Annotated in this window: 8 protein-coding genes and 2 pseudogenes; 5 read left to right on the top strand and 5 right to left on the bottom strand. The window is 66.6% G+C overall.

Annotated features, from left to right (window positions below; all coding sequences use genetic code 11):
- Positions 1–64: 64 nt before the first annotated feature.
- The 5 genes from ABD301_RS31455 to ABD301_RS31435 are packed head-to-tail and all read left to right on the top strand — an operon-like array spanning position 65 to position 7,985.
- A complete protein-coding gene (locus ABD301_RS31455) occupies positions 65–2,233 on the top strand; it encodes a fibronectin type III domain-containing protein (RefSeq protein WP_344313896.1) in 2,169 nt (722 codons plus the stop codon).
- On the top strand, positions 2,230–3,198 hold the full coding sequence (locus ABD301_RS31450; RefSeq protein ID WP_344313895.1) for an AAA family ATPase: 969 nt from the start codon (positions 2,230–2,232) through the stop codon (positions 3,196–3,198). The genes ABD301_RS31455 and ABD301_RS31450 overlap by 4 nt, the downstream gene beginning before the upstream one ends.
- Entirely contained in the window at positions 3,195–4,331 is a 1,137-nt protein-coding gene (locus ABD301_RS31445) for a DUF58 domain-containing protein (RefSeq protein WP_344313894.1), read from the top strand. Before ABD301_RS31450 ends, ABD301_RS31445 begins: the two co-directional genes overlap by 4 nt.
- Positions 4,328–6,469: a transglutaminaseTgpA domain-containing protein gene (locus ABD301_RS31440; RefSeq protein WP_344313893.1), complete on the top strand. Its 2,142-nt coding sequence runs from the start codon at positions 4,328–4,330 to the stop codon at positions 6,467–6,469. Before ABD301_RS31445 ends, ABD301_RS31440 begins: the two co-directional genes overlap by 4 nt.
- 55 nt (positions 6,470–6,524) lie before the next feature.
- Entirely contained in the window at positions 6,525–7,985 is a 1,461-nt protein-coding gene (locus ABD301_RS31435) for a DUF8189 domain-containing protein (RefSeq protein WP_344313892.1), read from the top strand.
- 266 nt (positions 7,986–8,251) lie between these two features.
- Here ABD301_RS31435 and ABD301_RS31430 read toward each other — a convergent pair.
- The 5 genes and pseudogenes from ABD301_RS31430 to ABD301_RS31410 form a co-directional block, all read right to left on the bottom strand.
- Positions 8,252–8,706, bottom strand: a pseudogene (locus tag ABD301_RS31430) (transposase).
- Positions 8,707–8,819: 113 nt separating this feature from the next.
- Positions 8,820–9,134, bottom strand: coding sequence for an HNH endonuclease (locus ABD301_RS31425; protein WP_344313926.1), 315 nt, complete (start codon positions 9,132–9,134; stop codon positions 8,820–8,822).
- Positions 9,123–10,060 (bottom strand): annotated as a pseudogene (locus ABD301_RS31420) (DUF222 domain-containing protein); the annotation flags it as partial. The gene ABD301_RS31425 and the pseudogene ABD301_RS31420, both read right to left, overlap by 12 nt.
- 673 nt (positions 10,061–10,733) lie before the next feature.
- The gene (locus ABD301_RS31415; protein ID WP_344313891.1) at positions 10,734–11,537 is read right to left on the bottom strand and encodes a MerR family transcriptional regulator; all 804 of its coding nucleotides are present in this window, start codon (positions 11,535–11,537) and stop codon (positions 10,734–10,736) included.
- A 47-nt stretch (positions 11,538–11,584) separates the two neighbouring features.
- The gene (locus ABD301_RS31410) at positions 11,585–12,247 is read right to left on the bottom strand and encodes a response regulator transcription factor (protein WP_344313890.1); all 663 of its coding nucleotides are present in this window, start codon (positions 12,245–12,247) and stop codon (positions 11,585–11,587) included.
- Positions 12,248–12,363 lie beyond the last annotated feature (116 nt).

The following is a 12,363-nucleotide window of genomic DNA, read 5'->3' as shown; positions in this document are numbered from 1 at the left end:
AAACGCCGACACATCCAGCGTCGGTGGGGACCGGTCCCGGCCGCACCGGCCTACGGTGCCCCGCGTGACCGAACCAGCGGGTTCCGACGATCGCAAGCTCGTCGCGTCCACGGCCCGGCGATCGCGCCGGGGGCCGAGGTCGTGGCGGCGGTCGCTGTCGATCGTGACCGCGGTGGCGGTCGGTACGGTCCTGGTCGCGGCGGCTTTCAGCGGCGCGGTGCCGCCGGTCGCGGGCATGCAGTTCCACCCGACCGGCCACTGGGTTTACGACACCGCCTTGCAAACGGCGTTCCACGTCGACGGCGCGACCACCAACGTGGACGCGCGGGTGCCGGTGGCCGGCGACGCGGGCAGTCAGGTGGTGCAGAGCGACACCGACGGATATGTGGTCGGCGGTTCCCGGATCGTCCGGTTCGGCAAGTCCAACCTGAAGGTCCAGAGCACTGTCGTGCCACCCTCCGACGAGGTCCCGCTGACCATCGAATCGGTGGGCGGACCTTACCTGGTTTACCGGCAGGCCGGGAAAATCGTCCGCCTCGGTACGTCACCGGTGGTGATCCCGACGGGGGATCGGATCGGCGATCCGGTGGTCACCGCCGACGGCACGATGTGGTTGCTGCACAGCGAAACCGGCCTGGTGTGCACCCTGCCCAAGGCGGCGGTGAGTACGAACAGTTGCCCGGCGCGGGTGCCCGCGGGCCACTCCGGCGCGTTGACGGTGATCGCCGACAAGCCGCGGGTGCTGGACACCACCGCCGGGGTGCTGCGCCCGATCAACCCGGACGGCCTCGGCGCCGGGCTGCCGGTGGGCGTGCCGACCTCGGCCACCACTCAGGTCGCGCCCGCCGACGCGGGCGGCAAAGTGGCGCTGTTGGATGCCGCCAAACATGCCCTCTACCTGGTCGATCCGAAGACCTCGGGAAGCAGGCCCATCACTGTCGACCTGCCGCCGGGCCAGTACGACGGACCGCTGTCCGGCGGGTCGGTGATCGCGGTGGTGAACAAGACGACAAGCACTGTCACGACGTACGACATCAAAGGCCAGCGGACCGACAGCAAGCAGATCCCGGTGACCACCGGCGCGCCGAAGATGACTCGCGGCGCCGACGGCCAGGTGTATGTGCAGGATGGTGGCGGCAGCCACCTGCTGGTGGTCGGCAAGGACGGCAAGGTCGCGGACGTACCGGTGGCGACCGAGCCGGTGCCCACCGCCGTACCGAGCACGTCCCCGAGCCCTGGCGGTCCAGCATCCCCGTCCGCGCCGCCGTCGCCGTCCGCGCAGCCGCCTCAGCCCACGCCCCACCCCGAACCGACGACCAACCCCGAACCGCCCGCGCCGCCGAAACCGCCGGCGCCGCCGGAAGCGCCAGCGTCCCGGAAGCCGCCGGTGCCACCGAGCGCACCGGGTGCTCCCGGTGCGGTGGCCGCCAGTGCTGGCTCCGGGTCGGCCACCGTGACCTGGAACGCGGCCGCCGCCAACCGCGCGACCATCGGCGGCTATCTGGTCAGCTGGTCCGGAGGTTCGACGACCGTCGCAGGGGGCGCGCGCCGAGCGACCGTGAGCGGGTTGACCAACGGCCAGAGCTACACCTTCAGCGTGGCCGCCCGGAACAGCGTCGGCCTCGGCCCGGCGGCCGGCTCCAACGCGGTCACTCCGGCCGCGGCGGCGAGTGCGCCGGGAGGCTTCACCGCGACCGCCTCCGGCAATGACGCCTCGTTGAGCTGGTCGCAGCCCAACCTCGGCGGCGGCACCCTGCAGCACTACACGGTCACCGCGAGCGGCATCGGCAGCAGGTCCGTGGCTGGTACGAGCACCAGCTACTCCGGGCTGCGAGGCGGCCAGGTCACCTTCACCGTACGAGCGGTGACCACGGTCGGCGGCCGTACGATGACCGGCGCGGCCGCGTCCAGGACCGTCACGATCGCCGTGAAGAACCCGAAAATCTTCATCAGTCGCGGCAGCGACACGCACAGCTCGGACTGCAAGTCGCCGAACTGTTCGTGGATCAACATGCGGCTCACTGGTTTCGCCCCGAACACCCGCGTCGAGCTTGAGCCGTACGCCAACGGGCACGTCTTCAGCGAGCCGTGCGTCACGACGACCGACTCGTCCGGCGCCGCCACCTGCGACAACGACACTCGCTACGACGTGCCGGACACCACCGTCTACGTCTACGCGGACACCGCCGACGGCCGGGTCCAGTCGAACACTTTGTATTGGGAGCGCAGATGAGTCAGGCAGATTACGTCGCCCACCAGGTGTACGAGCGGATCGCCACCAACGTGCAGGCTGTCGTACGTGGCAAGCCGCGGGCTGTCCGGCTGGCGGTCTGCGCGTTGCTCGCCGAGGGTCACCTGCTGATCGAGGACGTGCCCGGGCTGGGCAAGACGACGATCGGCCGCTGTCTCGCGCGCAGCATTGGCGGGACGCTCAGCCGGATCCAGTTCACGCCGGACCTGTTGCCTGGTGACATCACTGGTGTGCAGGTGTATCACCAGAATCTGGAACGCTTCGAGTTTCATCCGGGTGGGGTCTTTGCGAACGTTGTTCTCGCCGATGAGATCAACCGTGGTACGCCGAAAACTCAGTCGGCGCTGTTGGAGGTGATGGCTGAGCGGACCGTCACGGTCGACTCGGTGCGGCATGAGGTGCCGCGGCCGTTCCTGGTGATCGCGACGCAGAACCCGATCGAGATGGAAGGCACGTACCGGCTGCCGGAGGCACAGCTCGACCGGTTCCTGATGCGGATCGAGGTCGGCTACCCGGACCTGGAGACCGAGGTGATGGTGATCAAGGGGGAGTGCGCCGGTTTTGGCCCGGACGGACTGTCACCGGTGGTGTCGCTGGCCGAGCTCTACGCGGCGGTGCAGCAGGTGCGTACGGTCCATGTCGAGGACGAGATCGTCCGGTACGCGGCCCAGTTGGTCGCGGTCACTCGTACCCACGCTGACCTGCGTTATGGGGCCAGCCCGCGGGGCAGCATCGCGTTGGTACGCGCAGCACAAGCGCTCGCCGCGACTTATGGACGCACGTACGTGACTCCTGACGACATCAAGGAAGTGGCCGTGCCGGTCCTGGGCCACCGGCTGATCCTGACTCCGGAGGCCGAGCTCAACCAGCGCGAACCGGCGGTCATCGTGGCCGAGGTGCTTGACCACACCCCGGCCCCGACCAGGGTCGGCGCGGAGCGTCGATGACCCGGCTGACCGGCCGCGGGATCGCCGTCCTGGTCGCCGCGGTCGCCCTCTTCGTCGCTGGCCAATGGCTCGGCTATCCGGTGCTGCTCGTGCTGGCCGCCATCGGCGCCGGTGTCGAGGTGGCGTCGCTGATCGTCGGCGCGCACCGGCCGCGCGCCACCGTGTCGCGGGAGGTCTACCCGGACCGGGTGGCCCGCGGCGGCGCGGCGCTGGCTCGCCTTCGGGTGCGCAATCCTGGCACCCGCTGGCAAACCGGTTTCACCGCCGGCGACTGGGTCGGCGAGCGGTTCCGGCACGTGGTGGTACGACCGCTGCGCCAGGGCGCCACCGCTGAATACAGCTATGAACTCCCGACCGAGGTGCGCGGCCGACACACCGTCGGTCCGCTGACCCTGGACCGCGAGGACGCGCTCGGGCTTGGTCGGAGCCGGCTCACCACCGGCGACACGGCGACACTGTGGGTCCATCCGCGTACGCTCCCCATGCGCGCGATTTCCAGCGGACGCCTGCGAAATCACTATGCAGGGCCGCCCACGGCGTACGCGTTGGGTGGCTCGATGGACCTGCGCGAAGTGCGCGAATACGTGCCTGGGGATGAGGTCCGGCACCTGCATTGGAAGGCGACCGCGAAGACCGGGCAGCTGATGGTTCGCGACTACGTGGACCCGAACCAGCCGCGGTTCACCACACTTTTGGACACCCGCCAGGATTTCATGCCGGCGAGCGTGTTCGAGGACGCCGTCGACCTGGCCGCGTCATTGCTGGTTTCGGCCGTACAAGCCGATTATCGGTGCCGGTTCCTGAGCACCTGCGGGCTCGATGTGGCGACCGCGTCGGGGGTGCGTTCCGGCGCTCGTCAAGTGCTGGACGAGTTGTGTCAGCTCGGTCGCGCCGAGCAGACCGGGCCGCTGGTGCCCCCTCAGCTCGGCGGTGGCGGCGGGCTCGTGGTGGTGCTTTCCGAGCTTTCGCCGGCGGATCGGACCGCGCTCGCGGCCATTCGTGGCCGGTTCGCCACGGTCGTGTTGATCATGGTTGGCGGCCGTACCGAGGTGGCGATTCCGGGCGTACGAGTGCTGTCCGCGGCGACGGCCGAAGACGCCGTCCATCGCTGGAACACGGTGATCTCCCGATGAAAACTCGTCTTTCCGCGGTGCCGGTGCTGCTCGCCGCCGGAGTCGCCGGCCTGCTTTTCGAGCCGGTCTTTGGTCTGTGGGCGTTGATACGGCCCATCGCCGCAGTGCTGGTCGCCTGCTATTTGGCCGTCGAGTTGGCTTTGCGGGTACCAAAACTGGCGCAGTGGCGAGCGTTGTTGGTGCTGGTCGGTGGGCTTTTGGCGGCCGTCTACAGTGAACTGTGGGCGACCACGCTCGGCGGGCTGCCGACCGGTGCGACCGTACGAGCGATCGCCGCCGGTGTCACCCAGTCGTGGCAGTTGACGCTGCAGTCGACCTGGCCGGCCCGGCCGGATCCGGAGCTGCTGCTTTTCGTGCCGTTGGCGGTGGTCGCGGCCGCACTGTTGGGCCTGGAACTGCTGCGATGGGCACCGGCCGCGTTGTTGCCGAGCCTCGCGGTGGTTGGCCTCAGCCAGGCGTTCGTGCCGCTGACCGGTGCGGCGGCGACCGGCGGCGCGCTCTGTTACGCGGTGGCCGCGGCCGCACTTTTGGTGGCATCCCGCCGATCCGTCGGCCACCGGACGCCGCTGCGAGTCTGGATGTGGGCGCCCACCGCGATTCTCGGGGTGCTGGGCGCGCTGGCGATGATGGTCGCCGACCCGGTGACGCCGACGGTTTCGCTGCGACAGATCCAGGCTTCCGCGGCACTGCCCGAGGACGTGGCCAGCCCGCTCGACGAGGTGGCCGCGGATCTGCGTCAACCGGACCTGCCGGTGTTCAGCTATACATCCAAAACTCAGGTCGACCGCTGGCGGTTGGCGGTGTTGGACGGCTTCGATGGCGCTGGCTGGTCGTTCACCGCGACCTTCCGCCGGATGGGCAGCACGGTCTCGTTGCCCAGCACGATCACTGCTCCGACCGTACGCCGGGACGCGAGTGTTTTCCTGCCCGAACCCAGCGATCCGTGGGTGCCCAGCCAGCCGCTGCCCACCTCGGTCGCGGGTGCTGCTCCGCTGCTGGATCAGGAGTCAGGTGTCCTGGTCGTGCCGCACCGCGATGGCCCAGTGCACTACGACCTGTCCTGGAAAGAGCCAAAAGTTGATGCCGTGCAGCTCGGCGGGGCGGCCATCGACCCGCATGCGGCCGGCGGTTTCGCCGGCCTGGGCGCGGTCCCGCCGGAAATTTCCACCCTGGCCATCAAAGCAACCGATGGCATGCGGCCGTCCTTCCAGGCAGCGCTGGTTTTGGAGCGCTATCTCAGCGAAAACTACAAAGTCGCCACCGGTACCGACCTGCCGACCGGTGCCGGCTGGCCGCAGCTGAGCACCTTCCTGCTGCAGACCAAACGCGGCACCAGCGTGCAGTTCGCCGCATCTTATGTTGTGTTGGCGCGGATTCTCGGCATTCCCGCTCGGATCGCCGTGGGTTATCGGGGCGAGCAGGCACTTACCGGTGGTACGACGATCGTACGGAACCGGGATGTGTTGGCCTGGCCGGAAGTCGCGGTGGCCGGCGTCGGCTGGGTGCCGCTGGATCCGACCCGGACGGCCAGTGGCTCCAGCGTCACCGGCGCAGCTTACACCAAAACCGACACCGGCCTCGCCGCCGCGGCCGCCCAGGCCCGGTCGGAGTTGCCGCCGTCGAAGGACCTCAAGGATCCGCCGCTGCCCCCTCAGTCCTTCGGTGGCCCGGTCGACCTCGCGGGCCTCACTGTCTTGGCTTTTCCTTTTGTTCTCGTGATTTTGGTGCTTTTCCTGGCCGCGGTGGCCGGCGTGCCGGTGGCCAAACGGATCCGTACCTGGCGTCGGCGCCGAGCCACCGGGTCGGACGGCGTGGTCGCCGCGTGGGCGGAAGCGCGCGATCTGCTCCGCTCCCATGTCGTGCGGGTGACCAGCGGCATGACCGTACGCGATGTGGCTGCCGCTTGCTTGCTCCTGAACGGCCCACCCGTCGCTGAGCATCTGGCCGTACTAGCTGTCCTTATGGACTCAACTCTGTGGTCCGGCGCGCGTACCCAGGCTGGCGCGGTCGAGGCCGCTTGGGCGGCCGTCGCGCTGATCCGCCGCGCCCTCGCCGGCCGCCCGGTCCGCCGCCGGCTCGGCGCCGCCTTCCACCCCACCAGCCTGCGTCCGCCCCGGCAAACTCCCGTACCAGTGTGACCCTCGGCTGCCTGGCGCGTTCTGATGTCTGTCGATCCGCGTCGGGAGGAATTTCATGAGCCGGCATACCTTGAGAGCCCTGGTGGTCGCCGCCGCGCTGCTGGTGCCGCCAACCGGCGCGTACGCGGCGAGTCCAGCCGCCCCGGGCACACCCGTGCCAGCGGCCGTGGCGGCGCCTGCCTGTGCAATCCCGCCCAATGCCGACGACAACGTGCTTCGGGTCATCCGCGATGTGGCCAACCAGCGTGGCATTGACGGCCGAGTTCGGCTGTCCGAATTCGAGACCGCCTGGGTCGAGTCACACGTCAACAACCTGCCCTGCGGCGACGCCGACTCAGTCGGTGTTTTCCAGCAGCGGCCCAGTCAAGGCTGGTGTTCGCCCGCGAGCCTGTGCATGGACGTACCGCATGCCACCAACGCGTTCCTCGATCGCGCCATCCCGCTCGGGGCCAACAACCCCGGCTGGACCGCTGGGCAGATCGCGCAAGCGGTGCAGCACTCCGCTTACCCGGATCGCTATGACCAGTCGCAGGCCATCGCGCAAAACCTGATCAGCCGCGCGAACGGGTTGCCCGGCGGCGGTCTGCAGCCGGCCGGTCCGGGCTCGGCGCAGGTCCTGATCGCCGGGATGGACTCCAGCCTTTATCACGAAGTCCGCTATCCAGACGGAAACTGGACTGGTTTCGGGGGTCTTGGTCGGACCGCCGAATCGGTCAGCGTCGCCGGAATGAAGGACGGCTCAGCCCAGGTCGTGATCGTCGGAAGTGACGACCGGGTCTATCACCAGGTGCGCTATCGGGACGGCAGTTGGAGTGGTTTCGCCGGGCTGCCGGGCATTGGTACGACCCTGCCTGCCGGCGCCAAAGCGGTAGCCATCGCGGGCCTCCCAGACGGCTCGTCGCAGGTCCTGATCATCGGCACCGACGATCGCGTCTACCATGAAGTCCGTTATCCGAATGGAAACTGGAGCGGATTCGCCCAGATCCCCGGCATCGGCGCGGCGAACTTCATGACCGCGCAAGCCATCAGCATCGCCGGAATGCCCGACGGCTCGTCACAGGTCCTGGTCGTCGGACTCGACGGCAAGGTTTATCACCAGGTCCGCCACGCGGACGGAAACTGGACGGGTTTCAACGGTCTACCGGGAATCGGCACTACCGCCGCGGCCGGCGGCAAGAAAGTCGCCATCACCGGGATGTCGGACGGCTCGGCGCAAGTCCTCATCATCGGCACGGACAACAGCGTCTACCACGAGATCCGTTACGCCAACGGAAACTGGACCGGCTTCGCGGGCGTGCCCGGCATCGGCACCACCGCTGCGGCCGGAGCGAAGGAAATCAGCATCGGCGCTGACCCGGACAACTCGGCGCAGGTTGTCATCATCGGCCTCGACAACCACGTCTATCACGAAATCCGCTACGCGAACGCGAACTGGAGCGGTTTCAACGGCCTGCCCGGCATCGGCACAACCGACCCCGCCGGCGCCACAAAGATAACCATCACCGGAATGCCCTAGCCTGAGTTTCCGGGCTTGAGGACGCGGCAATTCATCTTCGTTGCGATACCTCACTTTCCACCCTTCCGGCGGTATTACCCAGTAGTGCAGGGATCGCGATTCTTGTCGGGTCTCGCCTGGCGATAGACTTCCGCACTCCTGCACCACCACCTGCAAGTACGTCATAGCGAGACTCTGGCGACCTGGGTAATACGCCGGGGCGTCCGAGTCAAGCCCATTGACCAGCGGGTTCGTCGATGTTGATCATGAAAGGCCGGAAACTCCGGCTAGGTGGCTGCGAGGAGGACGCCGTCGAGGTAGTTGGTGGCGTATTTCTCGTAGCGGGGGCGATGGCGCGCCATTGTTTGATGCGGCCGAAGGCGCGTTCGACTATATTGCGTTCTTTGTAGATCTCAGGGTCGAAAGCTGGCGGTCGGCCACCGCGTGAGCCTTTGGGTTTCGCGATCCTGGATATGCTCGCTGCGCTCAGGGATCGTGTGGGGGATCTTGAGATCACGCAGCTGCTGGCGGGTTGAGGGGTGTGAGTACGCCTTGTCCGCCAGAGCGTGGATCTTGGTCGTCAGCCCGCCGCGCCAAGGCATACCGGTCCGGAACCGCCATACGAGCTCTTCCAGCGTCAGCCGATGATCATTCCACGGTCGGCCCCGTCGGCACCACGCTTCGGCAAACCGGCCTCAATAACAGCCCACAATTCATCCGACATAGCACCCGTCCGCAGCATCCATTCATGATCACCTACCCAGCCGCGCCGAATAAGCAGACACGCTCTAGCCAGTCGGTGGCAGAGTTTGTCGGCCGCCGGGCGTGCTGCTGCCCGGCGGCCAGGTGGGCTTTCTATGCGGCGAGCTGGTTAATCCCGCGGATGGGTCTTCGTTCGCGGTCAACGTACGCGGGCGGCAGGAATTCAACGATTCCGTCAACAATGCGTACGTCCCAGCCGCCGTGGTGCACTAAACGATGGCAGCGATCGCACAGGAGTACGCAATTGTCAAGGCAAGTATGCCCACCATCGGCCCAGTGCTGCACGTGGTGCCCCCGCGTCCAGCGGGGTGGTCGGCCGCATCGGGCGCAGCCTTTGTCTCGTGCTATCAGGGCTTTGCGTAGGGCTGGTGTGATGAGTCGTTCGTTGCGTCCGACATCAAGGGGCACGCTGTCGCTGCCCAGCACGATCGGGATGATGTCCGCGTCACAGGCAAGCCGGCGGACGCCTTCGGGGGAAATCGGTGCGCCGCTGTGTGGGTATGCGGCTCCGAGGCGGTCTCGGAGCATGTCCCAGTTGATGGTGATGGTGAGATGCGGTCGCTCGGCGCCCTGGGTGGGGAGTTTCGCGGAGTCCGCGATCAGATTCAGGGCTTCCGCGAGCGCGTCCCCGTTGCGTTCGGACACTGACCGCTGATCAGGGTGCCGTTCTCAGCGGGCCGGGGTTTGGCCAGTGGGCTCAGAATTTCACTGAACAAAGTGCCGGTTTCACCGTCAAACGAACCAGTGAAGTTCAGGCGCCCGTCTGTCCCGGTGTGCAAGGACAGTTCGCGGCGTGGTGTCTCGTTTTCATGTTCGGACGGCGCTGGTCCGTCGGGGTCCAAGTGGTCATGGATCCGTCGCCCGACTTTGGCCAGGCCTGGTGCGGTGTACCGTTTCGCGTGCTCCACCAGCGACGCTTCGGCTTCTTCGCGGTCTTTGATGGTTACCCTGGCCGGGAGCCTGTTAACGACCCCAACAATCGTGTCGATTTGGGAGTCGGCGAGTTCCCCGCGGCGCATCGCATGGCTCGCGATGCTGAGTGTGGGTGCGAGTGTTTCACCGGTCAGGGCTTGGCTGGGGCACAGGTTCAGGGCTCGTTTGTAGCGTCGGGATGCCTCTGTGGGGGACAGTCGAAGGAGGTCTTGCAGCATGCCCAGGGTGTTGCGGTGCCCGAGCGTCTTGCCGACGTTTCGCCGGTGGATCGCCGCGACAATGTCCAACACCTCGACCTGCAGCAACCGAACCGCTTTCTCTTTCTCCTGCAGCAACTCACCCAGCTCATCCGGGTCACACCTCCAGAGCTCTGGAGAGGTGGTGTCATCGCCGGCGGCCATGACACTAATTCTACCGCCGGCACCGACAGTTTGATGGCGTACGGGTAATCAGGAAATGCATACTTTCACAATAACCCCAACGAAACATAGAGCGCGCGCGTTCAACGTTTTGTGAGCCATTCGTTGCTTTCGCAGATGGCCCAGTCGGCAATAGTCACTGGAGTCGCGGAGGTGACGGTCGAGCCCAAACTCAGGTCTTGAACCACCCCCGGAAACGTGATGCTGGTTTGTTTGCCCGCTGAGGGGGAGAACGAACCTCGCCCAACCCCCGTACCCAAGCCGCCCCACCCGTCGATCCCCGTTCTTCCTTGAGGCTCCACCCGAAGGGACCCACCACCCCGCCGACCCTTCCTGTCAGGTTGTGTTGAGACATTCCGGCGAAGTAAGAGGGGTGCGGCGCGAAACTGTCGTACCCACCCGCGAAAGTTGCCCCCACCCAGTGACGGGCGGGGGGTGGGTCGAGAGGCAGACCTTAATTTTTAGTTGAACATCGATCCTCAAACCCACCCCCCGCCCGTTCAAAGGGAGGGGGCTAGAAAACAGCATCGGTACGACAGTTTCGCGCCGCTTCGGTGTGTTGGCGGTTAGCCGGGCGCGGCGAGGTTGTGGGTGGTGAGCCTTCTTCAGAAGCGGGCATAATCTGACAAACCGTTGCCAGGTAGCGACAAGACCACTAGCGTTGCGGAGGAAGCTCAAGCTGCACTTCCACCACCCAGTTGTGTTGGTCGTCGCCGGTCGCTTCGAGGAAGATCGACCGCCGGCGCTGCTCGCCGGTGTGGCCGTTGGCGTCGGCCCAGCGAGCGAGAGCCACGTTGGCGGCGCCGATGTCCTGCATCGGGCCGTGGTGGATGACTGACGCCACGTTGGCGGCGGGCAGATCGACCGAGGTCAGGCCCGGGGTTTCGGCCGGTGCGGCGAAACCCGTGTAAATGCGTACGGCGTCGGCTGCCGCTGGCACGTACCAACTGATCGGTGAAGTGCGGCTCCATCCAGCGGAGTTCATAAGATCGCACGCTTTGATGAACAGTTCTTCCACCGCGGCACCGAAATCTTCGTCGTCGGCGACGACGCTGGTGAGCGCGGCGAGCCGAATCGACTCAACCTGTTTGACCACGACCGGTGGGTCGGACCTACCCGTTTCCCTTTCGATCAGCGCAAGCCTGGCATCGATTTGGGCTATCCGGTGGCGCGCGTCCTGCGACTGCCGTTCGAAGTCCGCACGCCGCATCCGAAGCATGCCGCGCAACTGCGCTGTGTCGAAGCCGTCGTGCAGCATTTCGCCGACCTGTTGGAGGGTGAATCCCAGCGTTTTGAGGGTGACGATCCGATGCAGATCGCCGAGCTGGTCCAAGTGATAGCGGCGACGACCAGTCCACTGGTCGACTTCCGCCGGCCGCAGCAGCCCCATCTCGTCGTAGTGCCGCAACATCCGCAGCGACACTCCACCAAGGCGCCCGAAATCTCCAATGTTGATCATGCCGTCACTGTCCTACCTCACATCGTGTGAGCTGCAAGCCGAAATCGTTACGGCCGTGGTGGGATCAGGCGGTAGCCGCGGCGCAGTACGGTCTCGATGATCGGTGGGTCGTGTAGCTTGCGGCGAAGTTGGCCGATCAGCACCTGGACGCGGTTCGGGTCCGGTTCGAGTTCGTCCCAGCACTGCTCCATCAGCACCCGAGTCGACACCGGCTCGGGTTGCTTGGTCATCAGCAGCTCCAGCACCGCGAACTGTGTTTTCGTCAGCGTCAGCAGCGTCCCGGCCCGCCGGACCTCCCGGCGGCCCGGGTCCAACTCCAGGTCACCGCATCGCAGCACCGGCGGCGGGCCCGGCACCACCTGCAGGCAGAGCCGCCGAACCCGCGCCTCCAGCACCGCCATCTCAAACGGCTTGGTCACGTAGTCGTCGCCGTACGCGAGTCCCTCCACCAAATGCGGCACAGTGCTCAATCCGGTCAGGAACAACACCGGCACCGCCCACCCGGCGGCCCGCCGATCTCGTACGTACGACAGCGAGTCCCCGCCCGGCAGGCGCCGGTCGAAGACCGCGCAGTCGTACGAGTTGACCGCGAGCTCCACATCGGCATCGGGCAGGTCACCGACCGAGTCCACCGCGAACCCAGCACCGCGCAACGCGGTATGGACGGCGAAGCGCAAATCGCCGTCATCCTCCACCACGAGTACACGCACGGTTGTCAACAGTAGCGGAGAGCGAAACCCTCGCGAGGGTGACGTTCTGAGGTGACAAATAACGGCATACCGACCCCGAAACGTCACCCTCGCGAAAGGCCGCATGTAGCGCTACA

Origin of the sequence: Fodinicola feengrottensis, assembly GCF_039530045.1 — a bacterium.
In the GTDB taxonomy this organism is placed as follows: Bacteria; Actinomycetota; Actinomycetes; order Mycobacteriales; family HKI-0501; genus Fodinicola; species Fodinicola feengrottensis.
Note: the sequence above shows the minus strand (reverse complement) of the source record. Positions and strands in the feature narration are given on the sequence as shown.

Excerpts from the sequence above, each read along its gene's own strand:
- ABD301_RS31440 (WP_344313893.1), top strand. The coding sequence starts at position 4,328 with ATGAAAACTCGTCTTTCCGCGGTGCCGGTGCTGCTCGCCGCCGGAGTC.
- ABD301_RS31415 (WP_344313891.1), bottom strand. The coding sequence starts at position 11,537 with ATGATCAACATTGGAGATTTCGGGCGCCTTGGTGGAGTGTCGCTGCGG.
- ABD301_RS31435 (WP_344313892.1), top strand. The coding sequence starts at position 6,525 with ATGAGCCGGCATACCTTGAGAGCCCTGGTGGTCGCCGCCGCGCTGCTG.
- ABD301_RS31445 (WP_344313894.1), top strand. The coding sequence starts at position 3,195 with ATGACCCGGCTGACCGGCCGCGGGATCGCCGTCCTGGTCGCCGCGGTC.
- ABD301_RS31450 (WP_344313895.1), top strand. The coding sequence starts at position 2,230 with ATGAGTCAGGCAGATTACGTCGCCCACCAGGTGTACGAGCGGATCGCC.